Genomic DNA, 17,159 nt, shown 5'->3' on the forward strand with positions numbered 1-17,159 from the left:
TCGGTCGCTTGACGCCGGCCTTTAGCGGTTCTGCTACGTTCAGCGCCCGCGCTCACCCCTGCGAACGATACATCGCCGGCCATCGTCAGTTACGGGCGAAAGGCGCTCGAAAAATCGTAGCTTTCGCCCGCTCAGGAACCGGCGTTCTGTTCACCATGCTCATGCTGGTCCGGGCTGGTATGCCGAATTCGCAATAGTCCGCAGCGCGACCCTGCGGTGGGCGGGACTCCACCGCCTTGACAAGCGGCTTTTCGGACAACACTGGTTTGTCAACGATCCGCGCGCTTTCGATCGGATCGGTGACGAGAAGAAATGATCAGAGCGCCGTGGAGGCGTCCACGAACTAACGAGGCTTGATTTTGAAAAGATTGTGTTTTGTATTGCCGTCCGTCCGCGTCACTGCGTTGACCGCGCTGACCATCGCCGTGCTCGCTGCGTGCGGCGGCGGCGGTTCCTCCGACTCGAACAGCACGAGCAACCATGCCGGCAGCGGTTCCACAAACGCGGGCGATCAGACTGGCTCTCCGGCCGCGTCGCAGAAGGTGACGCTGCTCCCGCCCGCATCAACGCCGCAGAGTGTCTCCCCCACGGGGGATCCCACCGCGGATAGCATCGCTTTTATGAGCGCGGTACGACACAACGTCGGTATTAATCAACTCACCGTTGACCAGACGCTGGTTACGTCGGCCCTGAACCACGCCAATTACCTGGTACTGAACCAGGCAACCGGGCATAACGAAACGCAAGGGCTTCCAGGCTACACGGGGCAGTCGCCGTTTACTCGCTCAGATGCCGTGTTCGGTGAAGTTACGATAGCCGGAGACATTCGGGCTTTTTCGACATCGTTGACCGGCGTCACATCGCTATTCGATGCACCATTCCACCGCTTTTTGATGCTTGAGGGCTACGCATCGCTAGGTGTTGGCGCATCGACGAGTGCAACGTGGGAAGCGGTCAACATTGACTTCGGCGGATTCGCCTCGGCCGTTGGCGATACACAGCTCGTCGCATATCCGTACTCCGGTCAAACGGGTGTGCCGGCTAGGTGGTTCGCGGCCGAAAACCCGAATCCGTTCGCCAGTCAGCCGCAGTACCAGAACACCTACGTAGGCTACCCCGTGACGATTCAGGCGAAGCTAACGGGGCGCCTGAGCTCGGTAAGCATCAAAATCACTGATAGCGGCGGCAATGACGTCCCTTGTTTCCAACCTACGCCGGACGGCAACACAGAGATAACGAACGGTGCCATGTGCATCCCGTACACCGCACTCAAGGGCAGCACAGCGTACTCGGTTCATGTGACCGGCGTGCTTAAAGCGCTGCATGGCGACACGCATCCTATCGACGTCACGTGGTCATTCACAACGGAAGCCGATGCGTCGGCCAAATTCATGGGCAACGAGAAGCAGTTCCACGTTGTGCCTGAATGACGCGAAAAAGCAGGCCGCAACAGCAACCAAACTGAGTTGATCCCAAAAAAGAGCGGAGGCACCACCTCCGCTTTTTCGTCTTTTCGTCTGGGCCAGGAGGAGTGCTCTCCCGCGGCTTCCCTGAGGATTGGGAAGTCACTTCCTTGACTTTGAGCGTGGCTCTCTAGCCTTGCTCATGACGCGACTGTTTCGCGTCGCTATCGTTACCTTAACGAGGTCTTGCATGGAACCAAAGAAGAAAGAGCCCGTCGACGCGATCAAGTCGCTCATCGACGTCATTCAAGCTGCATTCACCGCCGCATGGAAAGCGGTCCTCCTCCTCGGCGGTCTGATACTGGTCGCCTACTGCTACTTCGAGAGCATCGTGCCCGAGGGCCTGTCGCTCGGCGATGCATTCTTCCTCGCGTCCGCCGCGTTCTCATTCACCTGCATCGCGCTGGTCGGCGTCGGCTTCGGTGCCTTTTCGACGTTGTGGGCGCTCAAGCTTCTCGTTGTCGCCAACAACTTCCGCCTCAAGCGGCGCGGGGAGTCGCCGGCGGCTTCGCTGCATCGCGCAGTCGATAGCGGATCGATGGTTTTTATGTCGTTTCTCGTGGCACTCCCCCTAGCCTATCTGCTTGTTTTTGTAAGAGACCAGTCCCCCGACGCCCGCATGCACGCGACCCTTATGTTCTTTGCTGCTGTAGGCGCAATCACCGCGATCATCGTGCTGATCGTTCCGTCAAAAGTGCAGCAGCGCGATATTCGTCTAACGGTGGTCTTCTTGGCGGTGGCCATTTTTGGCGCGCTCGTCGCCACCCGCCCCGCTCTCCTGAATTTGTCGATGGTGAACCTCGGCGTGCGCTCAGCGCCCGGCCAAGTTGTGATCTTTTCCGATGCTGAGCATACGCAGTTGGCTGCGATCGCAACGGCGAGCGGTGTGAAGGTGCAGTTCTGCAAGCTTCCGACCACCGATAAGTGGGGTACGCGCGACGCCCGCGCCGTATGGCATGGGGTCGGCGGAAGCTCGTACATACGGCTCTTCGACGAAACAAACGGGTCGCGCGACGTTCTCGTGCGGGCTAACCGCGCGGATGTGGAAGTGATCCGCGGGGAGCGGACGGGCTTCGACTGCCCTCCGAAGGTCGCGGCGTCTCCGGCCGGCAAGTCGTCATGACTCGCATCTACGCGACCCTGAGAAAGCGATACACCACTGAGGCATTGAAAGGCATGGGGTTCGTCAAGGACGGCGGACTGATGGTGAAGCGCGGAGCGATGCGTCGCGTTCGTGCTCAAGCGTCGAGCCTTGACGGCGTGTGGTGGCGAGTGACCCCGCTCGAGCGCCGCTGGCGTTAGACACCGCAGAAACGGAAAGACGCGCAAAAACATGCGTCTTTCCGAATCCAAGACGCGCCCACGGCCGGTAGCCTTGTCTTCGCTCATGAAAGCGTCTGCGCGGTGACCGCGCAACCGCTGCTGGCTCAATCGGCCGTTGCGCCAAAAATCAAAAATTCACGACTACAACGAGGAACCATGAAGCTCACAATCATCGGCATCGCCGCCCTGTCCGTTTTCGCGCTGTCCGCTTGCTCTCAGATGCAGCCGGGCGCGCAATCCGCCAAGACGGCGGCGACCGGTTCCGCTGCCGGCGAAGCGTCGCAGAACGCCAATGCAGGACTGCAGCACTGCCCGGCGCCGCTCGGCACCGTGGCCATCGTCGAGGATACGGAAGCCCCGTGGTACGGCCTTCTAACTGGTCAATACCAGCTCGGATCGACGGTGCCTGTCCTGAAACTGCTCGTCCAGCAAAGCAACTGCTTCGTGATCGTCGATCGCGGCCGCGCGCTCGGCACGGCTATGGGCGAGCGCGCCCTGAACGCATCGGGCGAACTGCGCAAGACCTCCAAGATGCACAAAGGCCAGATGGTCGCGGCCGACTACACGATCAGCCCGAGCGTGACGTTCAGCAACCGCGACGCGGGCGGCGGCGCAGCGGGGCTCCTCGCATTCGTGCCCGTGGTAGGCGGTGTGCTCGCCGGTGCCGCTGGCACGATGAAGGCGCAGGAAGCGTCGACCATGCTGACGCTCGTCGACAACCGCTCCAGCGTGCAACTGGCGGCCGCTGAAGGTTCGGCGCGCAACGTCGACTTCGGCATGCTCTCCGGCGTGTTCGCCGGCGGCTTGGGCGGCGCAGGCGCTGCGGGCGGCGGTGCCTACGCACGGACCGCGCAGGGCAAGGTCGTCGTAGCCGCATTCACCGACTCGCTCAATAACCTCGTTGGCGCAGTTCGACAGTACCGCGCGCAGAACGTCAAGGGCGGCCTGGGGAACGGCGGCGCTCTTGTCGTCAACTGATCAAGTTGGGGCGGAAGGCAAGACGCACTCCCGCCCCGTTAAGGATTTGCTTAGTTGAGCCGTTATACCGGCGGTCTCATCGAACCATCAAGGAATTCAACATGCGCCTCTTTCTCGCAATCATCATCCCGTGGCTCCAGTTTTTCACGATCGGCCGTCCGATCGCCGGGATCATCTGTTTTCTGCTGCAGATCACGCTGATTGGCTGGATCCCCGCCGCTATTTGGTCCGTTTTCGCACTCGGCCAGTACAAGACCGATCGTAAGATCGAGCGCGCGCTCGGCAGCCGGGCCTGAGAACCGACATGGGGCCGATACCGCGGCAGGAGCTTCACGTCGGTCCCCATTCTGAGACGAGCGTGATCATCCGATATGCATTCAACGTCGGGCGACTTCTGTTACGTCGAAGGATTACGTGGCAGACATTCAAGTATTCGCTTCGCGCGCGCCCGATCGCAGTTGCTGGCCGCGGCGGCGGCTACATCGTTGACCCGGAATTCGACTAGCAAGCTGCGAATGGCCAGCGTCGGCTTGTGTGACCTCTACATGCGCAAGTGCGGGGAACAGAGCCGAGACCACATTCACGGGAAATAAATCGAAATGGACAAAGCGAAACTGCTTGCATCCACATGGGCGATTGTTGCAACGCTCGGAACCGCGCATGCCCAGCAGGTCATGGGCGAGAAATGCACCGCCGAGAACAATGGCGCGTTCGGCGATACTGCATCGCATCGATCAGTCACTTGTGCCAACGCCACGTGGCAGGATGCGATGACCGCGCCTCTGGCGACTGTCAATGTCGAAAAATACAGCGAGGCCAAAGCCCTCGAAGCGTCTTATGCCACCAAGAATTTGATCGGTCGCTGGAGAATCCAGCAGAGCAGCGACGGACACCGCCAATTCACGCTAGTGGCTAATGTCGTTGCGCTCAATTCCGACAATACGGCGCATGTCGTCGTTGATTTAGATGATTCGGGCTGGCAGCAGCACGTTGACACGACGGTCCCGCTCAACGCTGCGACGGCCATTGCGACCGACAGCCGCGGAGCAGAGTACCGGATCACCGTCAAACGCACGCCCGCCTAACTGCTTCACATGCAATCGAAGATGCGACGCCCCAGTCGCATCACTCACTCCAGTCGCCGATGACAATTTCCCCTTCCGCGTCATTGGCGGCGGCCACCTGACGGGCGACCACCAACAGTTGATCGTCGGTCAAGTGCAATGCTCGTGCGTCGTCAGCAACACGCCGACGCCGTTGGAACCGGGTTCCGGCGGAATATATGCCGCTCGATACGTAGTCATGGCGCCTCCCCGTCCTTCGTTCAAATTTAGTGTCCCTGGCCCTTGGATCAGCCGCCATCGTCCGCAAGCAGGGACGCTTGCGCCAGATCGAGGTTGGGCGTTGCCTTTGGTTTGGCGGTCCGCGGCGGCAGCGGAAACGGCTCAGCGTGCATCGCCTCCACCGGATAAAGCTGCAGGAACGACCGCGCCTCATCCGTGCTTTTGCAAGAAAGCCAGTCCTCATATTCGGTCGGCGGGATAATCACCACAGACCGCTTTTCCGCGCCGGGCCTATGAAACCGTTTCATTAGCGGGTGGTCGTCGGCGTTGACCGTCAACATGGTCATGGACAGGCTCGTTGAGCCGTCGGCGGGATCCTTCCACGCCCGCCACAACCCAGCGATCGCGAGGGGAGCGCCATCGGCCATGCCGATGCGCCAGCGCACTGCCTTGCCCGTCTCGTAGTCCGGCTCGTAGAACCGGCGACACGGGATCAGAGCAAGCTGCAGCTTGTTCCACGCAGAGCGAAAACTCGTCTTCTGCCCGACCGACTCCGACCGCGCGTTCATCGTGTCGAATGCTTTCACCCCTTGCGGGATGAATTTGCGCGGGACCATTCCGAACGTCGCTGCGTCAGTCAGATACTCACCGTCGAGGCGGCGGAAGATTGGCGCGGCATAGTCCTTGTAAATCTCGGGCTTGTAGTCGAAGTTTGGCACCGGGAACAGGCTGAAGACGTCGAAGCGGTCTTTCGGATTAGACTCATAGCTGGTGCACACTTTTCCCTCTCTTTTGCCGAAACGGGCGAGTTGCCGGAGCGCTATCTGACGCCGCCCAACGATCTATCGTGTTCTGGGCTTGCCTCGGGCCGTGGCACCTATTTTGCACGAATCGTGCCGTTGGCCTTGCCGCCTAGCCGTTGCGCCGCCCACACGCGGCGAGATGTGGCCGGCCAGATAACCTACGAGAGGTTCGTATGGCTGCCCGTTCGATCGCATCGATGACGCTCAGTTTTGGACTCGTTTCTGTTCCGGTGAAGGTCTACACGGCCACCGAGAGCAAATCGGGCGTGGGTTTCAACCTCATGCACAAAGAGTGCGGCACCCGGTTGAGACAGCAGTACGTCTGCCCGCACGACGGAAAAGTCGTCGAGCGCGCCGATATGGTCAAAGGCTACGAGTTCGAGAAAGAGAAGTACGTGATCTTTGAGAAGTCGGAACTGGAAGCGCTGGAAGCAAGCGCGAGCCACACGATCGACATTGTCTCGTTTGTGCCAACCGAGGCGATCGACCCGATTTACCTCGACAAGCCCTACTACCTCGCGCCCGATAAGCGCGGCGGGAAACCGTATCGCCTGCTGCAGGAAGCGATGAAGGACAGCGGCACGTGCGCGGTCGCCCGTTGGACGTGGAAGGGCAAGCAGCACATGGTGCAGGTGCGCGCCGGCAACGACGGCCTGATTCTACAAACGTTGCTCTACGCAGACGAAGTCCGCTCACAGGCCGATATCGGAATCGAGGAGACGGCCGTGCAGCCGACGGAGCTGCAGCTTGCCGAGCAACTGATCGAGCAGTACCGCGTCGACAGTTATGATGCCGCCGCGTACAAGGACGAGGAGAAAGAGCGCATCCTCGCCGAAATCGACAAGAAAATCGCTGGCAACAAGATCACCGCCGCACCCGCCATCGAACAGCCCGGCGCGCAAGTCATCGACCTCGTCGAAGCGTTGCGGGCCAGTCTGAAGAAAAAGCCCGCTGCAGCCGAACAAACGTCGGCGGCACCACGCGCCGCACGGAAGACAGCCCGAGCCGCCGCACCGACTCCGGAACCCGTGGAGGAAGCACCGGCTCCAAAACGCCGCTCGGTTCGCCGCGCGGCCACCGAAGATCAGCCTGCGCCGGCGCGCAAGACCGGCACAAAGAGGTGACATGCCCGAGCGCGGCTACAGCCTGCGGGAAGTCCAGCGCATGCTGGGCGTCTCCCGAACCGTCGTAGAAAAGCTCGTTGCGGCCGGTTTTGTCTCGCCGAGCGGCGAGCGGCGCGACTGGCGCTTCACGTTTCAGGACATCGTCATGCTCAGGACCGCACAGGCATTGCGCGTGGCGGGCGTCTCGCCCGTGAAAATCGTCCGCGCGCTCGACCATCTGCGCAAGAGTTGGGGCCACGAGGGGTCGCTCACCGGTGTGCGCATCGCGGCCGTCGGCGATCGCGTTGCGGTGCGCGATGAAGCGAGCCGCCAGTGGGATGCAGAAACCGGTCAATTGTTGCTGGACTTTGAGAACAAACCCGCCGCGTCCAACGTTGCATCGCTTCAGGCACCGCTTGAGCACAAGGCCCGCGAGAAGGCCGTGGATCTCTTCTACCGCGCCCGGTCGTTGGAGGACGAGGACATCGACGCTGCCGAATCGGCTTATCGAGAGGCCCTTGCCCGGGCGCCCGACTACACCGACGCATCGCTGAACCTTGGGGGCATCCTAATGGACACCGAGCGGTTCGACGACGCAATCGCCGTCTACCGCGACGCGCTGCACTACAAACCGAGCGAACCCGTGTTGCTGTTCAACCTTGGCGTGGCATTGGAGGACTCTGGGCGGTTTGGCGAAGCTTTGAGATCGTATGAGCTCTGCATCGCACACGCGCCGGACTTTGCGGATGCCCACTTCAACGCAGCGCGCATCCATGAAGAACTCGGCGACGCGACAAAGGCGATTCGCCACTTCAATGCGTACCGCAATTTGCAGAAGGGCACTTGACCGTTGAGGAATGGCTTTTGCTATCCGCCGATTGGAACAACAACGAGGAGGCAGAAATGGCAGACCAACACAGGCCCGGCGAGAAGGTGCAGACCTCGGGTATCTACAAGGTCGTGAAGGAAGGCGACGGTGGATCCGGGTTCGAGGTGACCTGCGTCGAAGGCGAACGCTTTCCGCCGACCCGAAGTGGCAAAGGCGCTCACTACGAGCTCGTTCACGCGGCCACGCATTCGCACAAGCACAGCGAGCTTGGCAGCGGCGACTAATGCAGGCGGCAATCGTGGGCCCGACACGGAGACACTTGGTGACGGCAATTGCGTCGGCATTTTTGCTCGCCGGTTGCGTAGCCGTCGGCGAGATGCCACCGCCCGGCAGGTACCTCACCGACCGCGAGTGCCACGACCTGACGGCGCTGAGGACAAATGCGAACCCCACAATGGCTGAGCACCAGTCGGAGTTAGCCGCGTTGCGAAAGGCAGGATACGATCCATCGCCGTTCGGGTACGACCCGTACTATCCCGAAGACCTGCAAGCCGCGCAGCGCCTCGTTGATTATTGGTACAGGAACGAATGCGCACCATTACGAACGCAGTGAACCGGTGACCGCAGTCCACTCAATCCCAACGACGACCGCGCAGGAACTGTCTATCGCTATCAGCAGGGCCCGCGTCATTCCTGGTACCGCCGCTTTCGCGGCGAGTTGCTCGAGACCAGCGTGTATCGTCGGCTGGCCTACCCCGAACTTGATTGCTCGATCATCGAGCCGAATGACGCCAGCCTCAACAAGGAAGGCAGCGTCGTCTTCGCCTCAGTCTGAAGCATCGCGTAGATCAGAGCTGCGTTGCCCGCTCTCCCGGGCTGGCCAGATTGCGGTGCTTGGGGACTCAGCCTCAACATCAGCGACCGGTCCAAGCCCCTCTCCGAACCATGGCACCTGCGCGCGCAGCAACGCTACGTACGAGTTCCATCCTGATTGGTTGCCTGCGAACAGATCATGCTGAACCGTGTATGCCAAGAGTTTGCGATTGAGCGTCGGCTCAAGCAACTCCTTGGTCCAGAGGAAGAAAGCGGTCGCTGCTCGCGCAGCGAAGTCGTGCGGCGTCAGTTGGGGCGTGACGAGGCCCAGTATCGGAAAGCCGGCGAGTGATTCCTCATCGGCGGCAGCCTCGCCGATAGTCCCATGACGCTCGGCGCACTTCAATACGCAGCCGATTGATTCCACCACGTCACCGAAGTGCAGCAGCAGCGCTCGCCGCTCGTTGGCGTCTCGCGGGCTGGCAGGCTGTGCTTCAATGTCATCTCGTTGTACTTCGCTCATCTCCCCTCCTTTCGCTCATGAGAACGTGGCCGACGGCCTCGGTTGCATTGAACTGGCCAAGACCAAGAGCAAATCACGCGCCGTGGGCGGGCGCCACCAAGGAAGAAGGACGCGCCGGAGTTCCAGCACAGCGAGGTCAAGCCCGCCGCTCAACCCGCACGAGCGGAAGGACGCGCATGCAAAAAAGACGAAGCCCCGACCGATGATCCGGGCCGGGGCTTCGCTTAATACGACTGCGTCAACTTCCTACAACGTCTCTCTACCGCTGGACAGCAACGACTTCCCCGTAACGACAAATCTCTTAAAGCGGAGCGATGAAACCTAAGACGCACGCGTGGCAACCGCTTGTCCGGATAGGCATGAGGTTGGGCCGGATGCTCGGTGACTGCCGTTGTGCGACTTGTGTTGCGTTTCATCGCCACGGAAAGAAGTGTACGGGTCCAGCGGGCCGTATTAAGCGCCGAAAAAAAGCTGAAAACGCGCTCTTCCCGGGCGATAGAAAACATGTTGCTCGCCGATTAAACGACAACCGCGCCAGCGCCTGATGCGATCCGCCGCTGTTCTAGTTGTCGGCTCTCGACATCGTGCCGAGCTTCGCGAGGCTTTTGATAGCTGACGCGCGCAAGTTAATGGAACTCGCCGCTTTTGACGCCTCAAGGGCCAACAGGCTTTCTTTAAGACAATACAGGACGGCGCGCGTCGCAGCCGGGTCTACGCCGGCGCGGACCTGGGCAGCCAGCCGGTCTGACTGCGCTTCGATCATGCGATGGCAATCTGCGATCCGATCGTCGATCTGCGAATATTGGTCGCGATTATGACCGTCCGTCGTCACTGGGCTCCCGGCGCGAAGGCGCGTTGGTTGTAGCTGAGGCCTCGGCGATTAGTGCCGGGATGATACACCCGCTGCAGTGTCGCCAACGGCGATTCGCGGCTGACTTATTCGTCCGTCGGCGCCGCCATTCGCGTGTCATTCCCGTCGTCTCTAATACCGGCACCGTTGTGCTCCGCCGGGCCTAGCGCTTGCGTAGGTGCCAATCGCGCGCCTTTTCGGCCGCCGTCGGCAGTCGAAGAGTAACTGAGGAAAATAAAGGGGACACGATGAATATTGCAACGAAATGCGTAGTGACGACCGCGCTCGCGTGGGGTGTGTGTACGGCAGCCGTCGCGCAGGGCAACGCGGGCGGAGTGCCGGGCGGCAACGGCGCGGGCCGTGGCGGAGTGGGCATCGCAACGACGCCCAACGGAAATGGCGAAACGGGCACGCCGGCCGGGCCGACGGGCAAACATTCTAAAGCGCACCTAAAACGGCACCACAAGGCCAAGAACCACAGCTAACGGTCGGCTTGAGCGGTCAGCGCATGCCGACCGCCCTTCGCATCGCCACAGTGATGCCTTGCCGCGTCCGGTGGTAGCCGTCCCATGGATCGGCCCGGAGCGAATGCATGCGCTGCGCGCCCGTTTTGATCGTCCACTGATCGGCGCGACCGATGTCGGCCAGTTCGTCCCACGCGATGGGCATCGACACGCCCATGCCTGAGCGCGCACGTGCGGAGAACACTGCTACCGTGCTTGCCCCTTTGCTGTTGCGCAGGTAGTCGATGAAGATTTTCTTGACGCGGTTCTTCGGGCCGAGCACAGCGGAGAATCGTTCGGGCATCAGTCGCGCCATGTAGCGAGCGACCGCGTGCGAGAAGTCTTTCACCTCGTCCCATTGCTGCCGCCGCGTGAGCGGCACAACAATGTGAAAGCCCTTGCCGCCGCTCGTCTTGATGAAGCTCTTGAGGCCAATTTCGTCGAGCAAGACCTTAGAGAGAGTCGCGGCGTCGACCATCATCTGCCAGGACAACTCGGGATCAGGGTCAAGGTCAAGGATGAAGCGATCCGGATGATCAAGGTCGGGTTGCACGGCGTTCCAGCTATGCAGTTCGACCACGTTCATTTGCGCAAGGCCGATCAGCGCTTCGTGATGGTCGACGACCAGCAGCGGCGGGTGGCCCGGGTGCATTTCAACCGGCAGCCGCGTGATGCCAGGGATCTTGGACCGCTCCTCGTGCTTCTGGAAAAACAGTTCGCCGTGAATGCCCTCCGGGGCGCGTACCAGTGACACGGGCCGATCCTTCAAGTACGGCAAGGCGTACTCCGCGATCTCATCGTAGTAGCGCACGAGATCGATTTTCTTCAGGTTCGTCACGTCATCAATGATGCGCTCGGCGTTGGACACCTTCACGCCTGCGACGACCAGCGTTCCCGCGCGGCCCGGTGACACCCGCGCGGTTCCCTTCGCTTGGGGCAGGCTCCCAGGCTCGTTAACGTCGATGACTGTTTCTTCTGTCACGGCCGTTGCGGGCTTGTCCTCACGCATGCCCTGAAAGACCGGGTGCCGAACCTCGCCCGCCGGCGTCCATTCGAGGAAAGACGCTTCAACGACCAGTTCGGGCGCTAGCCAAACGAAGTCGCGATCTTTCTCGCGCGGGGGCGGGTTGTAGAAAGGCGGATCGTTGCGAACCAACTTGACCGCCTTCCTTTCCAGCTCTGCAAGCGGGCGCGGCTTCAGTTCCGCTTTTACGGTTCCAGCGAACCGCAGGCTGCCGTCTCGTTCGTGCACGCCGAGCATCAGCGATCGCATCCCGCTTTTCGCGCCAGCGAGTCTGGTGTAGCCGCCGACGACAAACTCCTGGCGCTGGAGGCATTTGAGTTTGATCCAATCGGTCGAGCGGCCTGAACGGTATGGCGCATCCGCGCGTTTGCCAATGATTCCCTCAAGCCGCATACGGCACGCGGACGCGAGCAGCGATTGCGGGTCTTCGGTGAAGGACTCGCTGTAGCGAACGCGCTCGCTCGATGTCTTGGCGATCAGTTCGCCGAGCAGCTCCCGGCGTTGAGCCAGCGGTACTTCCCGCAAATCGCGTCCGTTAAGAAACGGGATGTCGAACGCAAAGAATGTCAGTTGCGTCGTGCTGCGACGGTCGAACGCGTTTTGCAGCGCGTTGAAGTCAGGAACGCCGCTATCGGTGAGCACGACCACCTCCCCATCGAGCCACGCGTTGTCGACCGGCATCTCCTCGATAGCGGTTGCTAGCGTGCGCATCTTCTCGGTCCAGTCGTGTCCGCCGCGCGTGATCAATTTCGCTCGCCGGCTCTGTATCCGACACATCAACCGGTAGCCGTCGAACTTGATTTCCCATAGCCAGTCGCCGCTCGCAGGCGGTCGGCTGGCGAGGGTGGCGAGTTGCGGAGAGATGGATTCCGGAAGCGGCTCATCGGGGGCGCGGCCCGTGGCGCCCCTAGAGCGCGTTTTCACGCTTCTTGCGGACTGTCCACGACTTGGATCTTCGCTGCCGGATACATATCCGCGGCGATCTTGAGCGCGCCCTCCCTGTCGGCAACTATCGTCACAAAGACTCCTTGCGGTCGGTCCTTGTCTGGGACCTCAACGCGCCACCCCGCGTGCTCGTCAGGCCGCACGACGACCTTATCCACCCGTTTATCACTGACCGTCATATCGGCACCCCGAAGGTTTAGTGGCGAGCGGACCGCAAACGCCTTGCCCGCCGCAGCCCGCCTGCATCAGAAGTTGTCCTCTATCCACGCCTTCGCCCATGAGACGGCACGTTCGTAAGCCGCCCGCTCCGTGTCGAAGTAGCCGATATCGAAGAAATGGAAAATTTGCCCATCGACCTCGTCGTCCGTTGGCCGGCGTTCAACCTCGCACCACGAATGCCAATGGTGGCCGATTTGTTGTGGCCGCGAGTCGATGGTCCAATCACCGTGCTCGACCTTCATCGTTTCTACGTCTTCGCGCATAAGGGGCATCACCGTTGTCTGTGTAGGATTTTCCAATAAGGCCGTCGTAGTCCCCGCTGGCAGTGCTCACGATTGCGCGCAGTATTTTGGTAAGCGCGTCGTCGGGAGGGTTGCTTTCCAGAATGACTCGGGCGGTGCGCAGGGAGATTGAGTGACGTCTCTGCGGGCTCGAGCCGTCCTCCGTCTGGAACCAGAACCTGCACACGTCCTCCTCGTGTCCGGGCGGTGGAGCGTGAACGGAAACAATCGTGACTTTCATGGCGTCGAACTTTTCTAATATTGCCTGCCATCTAGCCAATAGCAACGGCTAAGCCAACCCCGGCGCGCATTGTGCTGGCGGCGCTCTCAAGAAGCCCGCGCTTGCGCCGTAAAAGCGAAACCTTCCGAAGAATTGTTAAGGGCGACGGCGGCAACCGGCCGCATTGCACGCTCACCAAATGCAAACAACGCTGATTCACCTGCCATCCACCCTCCGGCATCGAGTTATGGCGGCGGTCGTGGCCTTGCTCGCAATGAGTGGCGCCGTCTCGGTCTGGCCATACGCGAAAAGTCCAGGGCCGGTTATTGCCCCGTTCCTGCCAGTGTTCGCGACATGGGTGACGCTGACCGAAGGCCTGACGGCATTGCTGTTGTGGACTCAGTTCGCCGTCTCGGGCAGGCTGCTTTTCGCTGCACTTAGCGGTGCATATGCGTTCACGAGCGTGATTGCCGCCATCCAGTTGCTCGTCTTTCCCGGCGTGTTTTCGCCTACCGGCCTGCTTCGCGCGGGGCCTCAAACGGCGGTGTGGATTTGGGTGTTCTGGCATGGCGGCTTTCCGGCGCTGATAACCGCTTCCCTTTTTACGCGAGCCGTTCCCTCCACTGCGAGCCGTCTCGCCCGGGGCAGAGCCGTCGCATTTGCCTGTGTCGCGCTAGCGCTGAGCCTCTGCGCGCTCGCCACCGCCGGGCAGGCGCACCTCCCGCCCTTTGTCGCAACCTCCGGTTCGTACGCGCAGTTGTCCAGCAGTCCGGCCGGGATCGTAGTGGAGGCGATTTGCCTCGCAGCGCTCGGATTGCATGTATCGACGACTCGACTGCGCTCGTTGATGGACTTGTGGCTCGCCGTCGCGCTCCTCGGCACGCTTATCGATGTGGCGCTCACGTTGTCTGCCGGGGCGCGTTACAGCGTGGGCTGGTACGCGGCGCGCGCAGCGTCGATGATTTCGTCGAGTGCGGTCCTCGGAATGTTGATCTACGAGACCACCGGCCTATACCGGCGACTGTCCGAGACGCATAAAAGACTGGTGGAGACGTCGGCGCGCGACGGCCTGACGGGGGTTTTCAACCGCGCCTACTTTGACGATCGTTTCCCGCGCGATTTTTCGTTCGCATCCGACAGCAACCAGCCGCTTTGCGTCTTACTCATCGACGTTGATCATTTCAAGCGATACAACGACACGTTCGGGCATCTTGCCGGCGACGACTGCTTGCGCCGGGTCGCGAGCACACTCTCGACCACATTGCGGCGGCAAAGCGACTACGTGGCGCGCTACGGCGGTGAAGAGTTCGTCGTGGTGCTCCCGGCCTGCGAGGCACCGGCAGGACTACGTGTCGCGCAGTCGCTCAGGTCCGCGATCGAAACGCTCGGCATCCCCTCAGCATCCTCAAACGGTGCCCCGGTGACAGTATCTCGATCGGTCTTGCCTGCTCGCTCCCCACCTCGCCGGAGTCGGCGCCGGCGCTGCTCAACCTCGCAGACGCCGCGCTATACCGGGCGAAGGAGCGCGGCCGCAACCGGGTGGTCGAGGCGGGAGAAGTGTGTGAGCCACGGACGGGAGCGTCGCAGGCGGGAAGCGACCCACCATCGTTTCGGTCAATCAGCTCTTAAGCGGTGCCCTGCAAGCGGTACGCGGATCCTGACCGGCCAATCCAAAATCGGCGGCTCCCGATGATCAACGTCCGCCATCCCATAAGCAAGCGCGTATTGGGTCGCCGATAACGCGCAGGGAAATTGACCCAGCATACCGCTCGCTCGCCTTTCTCCACCAGGCGCTCGCACAATCAGCATCGCAGTATAGAAATCGCCATCATCGACGGCGACCGGCGAAAGCGTAAAACCCTTGTAGAGGACCTCGTGTTCCGCTTCCATACCACCTCCCCGGTACCCACCTTGTTTCCCAAATATTAACCGGACTCAAAGGTAATTTATACTGGCTGACAGGTATTAAGCAATTTGTACAGTCTCGCGCCTCGCCTCGCGTTAGCGAGCGAAAGGCGCGTGCTCCCATCGCCGCTAGGAACTTCTGGGCTTTAACCTTGCGTTGTTCGCCTTCAGCCCCGATTACGGCGCATGGAAGACGATGAACGCGATGCACACGCCATCCGGGTCGCCCAGCTACATGTGGCATGCTAGTCGTCTGTGCACTGCGAACTCCGAGTCGAAAATGGGAAAAGCTAGCCGCAGTAAATCTTCGGCTCTTGACGACCGCACGCGCGAAGGCCTTGCTCTGGCCGGAGAGATGGTGCGACACCCTCAGGTGCTGCCTACGTTCGCATCGATCGCCCGATTTTCGGATATGTCGAAGAAAGCGGGCGAATTATCGATGTTCGGTCAGGTTGCGGACGCCATAGGGGAGGATGAGCTCGCCCAAGCCCTAAGAGAGGCCCCGCTCGGCGCCGCACGAATGGCCAAACAATTGAAAGCCGTGGCGCCGCAAGCCTGGGCAGAGGGCATGCAGCAAGCATTCCGAAACCAGAAATTCGTGGACTTCATCGATCAGATGATCCGTATTGCCCATACGAAGTTTTGGTCAAGCGATCCGTATCTGGCGCTTCAGTTCAACAAGAATCGGCCCGCGCATCCTGACGATCCCATCGTTCTTGCAATTACACGTGCGCATCGCAAGCTGACAGGCGATCTGCGGCAACCCGGGTGGATAGCGCTGGCCCTCTTCTGTCTCGGACGAGTGATCGCAGTTACATCGAGCAAAAGCTATGAAAGCGACGAGTGGACCGACGTCACCCTAATGTGGTTTGACCTCGAAAAATCTTTTCTCGAAGGCGATGGGCGCGACACCGCCAGGGCCGTACTTGAGCTCAAAAAGGAGCTATTGCCCGAACTCCCAGAGATAATCGGCTCAAGGATGATGCACGGGCTGGCAGAAGCCGCAATCAACGCGGGTGAAACGCGATTGTTTCAATGAAGGCCTGCCCCAAGCTCCAACGTCGTAGCGACTCGGTACATTGGGGCACCGGCCACTGATCAACATTTCGTTGGGCGCGCGGCACGGCCCATTGGGTCACCTAGCTATAGCACCAAGCCTCGGGGCCCGACTGCCGTCAGCGCGCTTGCTGAAACAGGGCCGGTTGAATTGCCCCGTCAGTGTTGCCACGGCTTGTCAGGAATTGATTGCGATCGAGCCCCGCGATCCACTGCGGCTCCCGCCCACGGCCGCTCCACGTCGCGCCGGTCACTGGATCGCGATACTTCGGCAGAGCCGCCGCCGGTTCGCCCAGCTTTCGACCCATCAGTTCATGCAGACTGATGTCGTATTCGCGCATCTTTTGCACCATCTCGATCAAAGCGAGCCTCGTTTCTTTTTCGCGCGCCTCGGCGATCGCGGTATCCAGTGCGGCTTGTTTTTGAAGGAGCTGCGATATTTCTGAGTTCGTATATGCCATTGCTAATTCGTTCGTTTCGCCTATTCGCTATTTGATGCGTCTAAACTCTTTCGGGTTATAGACCATTGTCCGCCAGTCGCCGCAGTTCGCTTCGCTTTTCGGCCGGTGCGAAAGAAAACCCGCTCCAAACCCGGCGATCGCACACACTATACCCACGAGGAGGATCGTCGCTACGCTCATACCAGACAGGAGCACGACGAACCCAAACACCGACGCGACGGGGAAAAGCCCTAAGAGGATTGTTCGAGCACGAAGCACGTGAGGCGTTCCTTCCCGCCCGGCACGGTGCCTGCTTCTTACGAGGAGAGCCGAGCCAGGGGCAGCTATGAATCCGATTTTCGATGAAAAGACGCGCGATGGAGAAATCGCCCGCGCACTCAACCTAGCGCTGCACGCTTTAAGCGTTCACTCTGGCGCGCAGGTCACTATGGAAGGCGAAACCTTCAGACTCAATTTTACCCGAGAGTCAGCCGCCATTATGCACGCTCTAAAGTTGTTGGGAGTTCAACCCACTGAAACGCTTCCCGCACCCGACCTTGATGCGTTCGATTTGCGAAAAAAAATCCCGGGGGTTTAG

20 protein-coding genes are annotated in these 17,159 nt (G+C 60.7%); 14 read left to right on the forward strand and 6 right to left on the reverse strand.

The features are described from left to right. The first annotated feature begins 404 nt into the window (after positions 1-404). The 6 genes from AWB70_RS20025 to AWB70_RS20045 all read left to right on the forward strand — a co-directional run bounded on the left by AWB70_RS20025 (position 405) and on the right by AWB70_RS20045 (position 4,849). The gene (locus AWB70_RS20025; protein ID WP_235024295.1) at positions 405-1,430 is read left to right on the forward strand and encodes a CAP domain-containing protein; all 1,026 of its coding nucleotides are present in this window, start codon (positions 405-407) and stop codon (positions 1,428-1,430) included. A gap of 223 nt (positions 1,431-1,653) precedes the next feature. After that, positions 1,654-2,586: a hypothetical protein gene (locus AWB70_RS20030; RefSeq protein ID WP_053573064.1), complete on the forward strand. Its 933-nt coding sequence runs from the start codon at positions 1,654-1,656 to the stop codon at positions 2,584-2,586. Then, positions 2,583-2,765, forward strand: coding sequence for a hypothetical protein (locus AWB70_RS38335; RefSeq protein WP_053573063.1), 183 nt, complete (start codon positions 2,583-2,585; stop codon positions 2,763-2,765). Before AWB70_RS20030 ends, AWB70_RS38335 begins: the two co-directional genes overlap by 4 nt. A gap of 177 nt (positions 2,766-2,942) precedes the next feature. Continuing rightward, entirely contained in the window at positions 2,943-3,764 is an 822-nt protein-coding gene (locus AWB70_RS20035; RefSeq protein WP_060854134.1) for a CsgG/HfaB family protein, read from the forward strand. A 101-nt stretch (positions 3,765-3,865) separates the two neighbouring features. Further along, on the forward strand, positions 3,866-4,060 hold the full coding sequence (locus tag AWB70_RS20040) for a hypothetical protein (RefSeq protein WP_035510755.1): 195 nt from the start codon (positions 3,866-3,868) through the stop codon (positions 4,058-4,060). Between the two features lie 303 nt (positions 4,061-4,363). Beyond that, complete coding sequence (locus AWB70_RS20045) at positions 4,364-4,849, forward strand: hypothetical protein (RefSeq protein WP_060854135.1); 486 nt, start codon at positions 4,364-4,366, stop codon at positions 4,847-4,849. Between the two features lie 266 nt (positions 4,850-5,115). On the opposite strand, the gene AWB70_RS20050 is transcribed toward AWB70_RS20045, so the two are convergent. Then, positions 5,116-5,826 (reverse strand): SOS response-associated peptidase, encoded by a 711-nt coding sequence (locus tag AWB70_RS20050; RefSeq protein WP_060854136.1) that lies wholly within the window; start codon positions 5,824-5,826, stop codon positions 5,116-5,118. 197 nt (positions 5,827-6,023) lie between these two features. Between AWB70_RS20050 and ku the strand changes: the two genes are divergently transcribed. Genes ku through AWB70_RS20070 form a run of 4 tightly spaced genes read left to right on the forward strand, consistent with a single transcriptional unit; the run spans position 6,024 to position 8,395 of the window. After that, positions 6,024-6,974 (forward strand): non-homologous end joining protein Ku, encoded by a 951-nt coding sequence (gene ku, locus AWB70_RS20055; protein WP_060854137.1) that lies wholly within the window; start codon positions 6,024-6,026, stop codon positions 6,972-6,974. 1 nt (position 6,975) lies between these two features. After that, complete coding sequence (locus AWB70_RS20060) at positions 6,976-7,800, forward strand: tetratricopeptide repeat protein (RefSeq protein ID WP_060854138.1); 825 nt, start codon at positions 6,976-6,978, stop codon at positions 7,798-7,800. 56 nt (positions 7,801-7,856) lie between these two features. Further along, positions 7,857-8,066 carry a hypothetical protein gene (locus AWB70_RS20065; protein ID WP_053572940.1) on the forward strand — a complete coding sequence of 70 codons (210 nt, stop codon included), beginning with the start codon at positions 7,857-7,859 and terminating at the stop codon, positions 8,064-8,066. Beyond that, the gene (locus tag AWB70_RS20070; RefSeq protein WP_053572939.1) at positions 8,066-8,395 is read left to right on the forward strand and encodes a DUF4148 domain-containing protein; all 330 of its coding nucleotides are present in this window, start codon (positions 8,066-8,068) and stop codon (positions 8,393-8,395) included. Before AWB70_RS20065 ends, AWB70_RS20070 begins: the two co-directional genes overlap by 1 nt. 213 nt (positions 8,396-8,608) lie before the next feature. Here the strand turns inward: AWB70_RS20070 and AWB70_RS20075 are convergent, their stop codons facing one another. Then, positions 8,609-9,118 (reverse strand): hypothetical protein, encoded by a 510-nt coding sequence (locus AWB70_RS20075; protein WP_053572938.1) that lies wholly within the window; start codon positions 9,116-9,118, stop codon positions 8,609-8,611. A 562-nt stretch (positions 9,119-9,680) separates the two neighbouring features. Further along, positions 9,681-9,950, reverse strand: a complete 270-nt coding sequence (locus AWB70_RS20080) for a hypothetical protein (RefSeq protein WP_143281664.1) — start codon at positions 9,948-9,950, stop codon at positions 9,681-9,683. A 266-nt stretch (positions 9,951-10,216) separates the two neighbouring features. On the opposite strand from AWB70_RS20080, the gene AWB70_RS38340 reads away from it, so the two are divergent. After that, positions 10,217-10,453: a hypothetical protein gene (locus AWB70_RS38340; protein ID WP_063786813.1), complete on the forward strand. Its 237-nt coding sequence runs from the start codon at positions 10,217-10,219 to the stop codon at positions 10,451-10,453. A 16-nt stretch (positions 10,454-10,469) separates the two neighbouring features. On the opposite strand, the gene ligD is transcribed toward AWB70_RS38340, so the two are convergent. Together ligD and AWB70_RS20095 are read right to left on the reverse strand one after the other, a co-directional pair. Further along, positions 10,470-12,419 carry a DNA ligase D gene (gene ligD, locus AWB70_RS20085; protein ID WP_075644394.1) on the reverse strand — a complete coding sequence of 650 codons (1,950 nt, stop codon included), beginning with the start codon at positions 12,417-12,419 and terminating at the stop codon, positions 10,470-10,472. Positions 12,420-12,685: 266 nt separating this feature from the next. Further along, a complete protein-coding gene (locus AWB70_RS20095) occupies positions 12,686-12,922 on the reverse strand; it encodes a hypothetical protein (protein ID WP_053572947.1) in 237 nt (78 codons plus the stop codon). A 437-nt stretch (positions 12,923-13,359) separates the two neighbouring features. Here AWB70_RS20095 and AWB70_RS20100 point away from each other — a divergent pair, with 437 nt between their 5' ends. Further along, positions 13,360-14,853: a sensor domain-containing diguanylate cyclase gene (locus tag AWB70_RS20100; RefSeq protein ID WP_235516672.1), complete on the forward strand. Its 1,494-nt coding sequence runs from the start codon at positions 13,360-13,362 to the stop codon at positions 14,851-14,853. Between the two features lie 492 nt (positions 14,854-15,345). Continuing rightward, a complete protein-coding gene (locus AWB70_RS20105) occupies positions 15,346-16,104 on the forward strand; it encodes a hypothetical protein (protein ID WP_143281666.1) in 759 nt (252 codons plus the stop codon). Positions 16,105-16,240: 136 nt separating this feature from the next. On the opposite strand, the gene AWB70_RS20110 is transcribed toward AWB70_RS20105, so the two are convergent. Further along, a complete protein-coding gene (locus AWB70_RS20110; RefSeq protein WP_053572931.1) occupies positions 16,241-16,582 on the reverse strand; it encodes an H-NS histone family protein in 342 nt (113 codons plus the stop codon). Between the two features lie 325 nt (positions 16,583-16,907). On the opposite strand from AWB70_RS20110, the gene AWB70_RS20115 reads away from it, so the two are divergent. Continuing rightward, complete coding sequence (locus tag AWB70_RS20115) at positions 16,908-17,159, forward strand: hypothetical protein (protein WP_053572929.1); 252 nt, start codon at positions 16,908-16,910, stop codon at positions 17,157-17,159.

This window comes from Caballeronia cordobensis, from assembly GCF_001544575.2.
Classification (GTDB): domain Bacteria; phylum Pseudomonadota; class Gammaproteobacteria; order Burkholderiales; family Burkholderiaceae; genus Caballeronia; species Caballeronia cordobensis.

Bases quoted from the DNA above. Each gene is read 5' to 3' on its own strand.
- AWB70_RS20095 (WP_053572947.1), bottom strand. From the start codon at position 12,922: ATGCGCGAAGACGTAGAAACGATGAAGGTCGAGCACGGTGATTGGACC.
- AWB70_RS38340 (WP_063786813.1), top strand. From the start codon at position 10,217: ATGAATATTGCAACGAAATGCGTAGTGACGACCGCGCTCGCGTGGGGT.
- AWB70_RS20045 (WP_060854135.1), top strand. From the start codon at position 4,364: ATGGACAAAGCGAAACTGCTTGCATCCACATGGGCGATTGTTGCAACG.
- AWB70_RS20030 (WP_053573064.1), top strand. From the start codon at position 1,654: ATGGAACCAAAGAAGAAAGAGCCCGTCGACGCGATCAAGTCGCTCATC.
- AWB70_RS20100 (WP_235516672.1), top strand. From the start codon at position 13,360: ATGCAAACAACGCTGATTCACCTGCCATCCACCCTCCGGCATCGAGTT.
- AWB70_RS38335 (WP_053573063.1), top strand. From the start codon at position 2,583: ATGACTCGCATCTACGCGACCCTGAGAAAGCGATACACCACTGAGGCA.
- ku (WP_060854137.1), top strand. From the start codon at position 6,024: ATGGCTGCCCGTTCGATCGCATCGATGACGCTCAGTTTTGGACTCGTT.
- AWB70_RS20040 (WP_035510755.1), top strand. From the start codon at position 3,866: ATGCGCCTCTTTCTCGCAATCATCATCCCGTGGCTCCAGTTTTTCACG.
- AWB70_RS20060 (WP_060854138.1), top strand. From the start codon at position 6,976: ATGCCCGAGCGCGGCTACAGCCTGCGGGAAGTCCAGCGCATGCTGGGC.
- AWB70_RS20070 (WP_053572939.1), top strand. From the start codon at position 8,066: ATGCAGGCGGCAATCGTGGGCCCGACACGGAGACACTTGGTGACGGCA.
- AWB70_RS20105 (WP_143281666.1), top strand. From the start codon at position 15,346: ATGGGAAAAGCTAGCCGCAGTAAATCTTCGGCTCTTGACGACCGCACG.
- AWB70_RS20065 (WP_053572940.1), top strand. From the start codon at position 7,857: ATGGCAGACCAACACAGGCCCGGCGAGAAGGTGCAGACCTCGGGTATC.
- AWB70_RS20110 (WP_053572931.1), bottom strand. From the start codon at position 16,582: ATGGCATATACGAACTCAGAAATATCGCAGCTCCTTCAAAAACAAGCC.
- AWB70_RS20115 (WP_053572929.1), top strand. From the start codon at position 16,908: ATGAATCCGATTTTCGATGAAAAGACGCGCGATGGAGAAATCGCCCGC.
- AWB70_RS20035 (WP_060854134.1), top strand. From the start codon at position 2,943: ATGAAGCTCACAATCATCGGCATCGCCGCCCTGTCCGTTTTCGCGCTG.
- AWB70_RS20075 (WP_053572938.1), bottom strand. From the start codon at position 9,118: ATGAGCGAAGTACAACGAGATGACATTGAAGCACAGCCTGCCAGCCCG.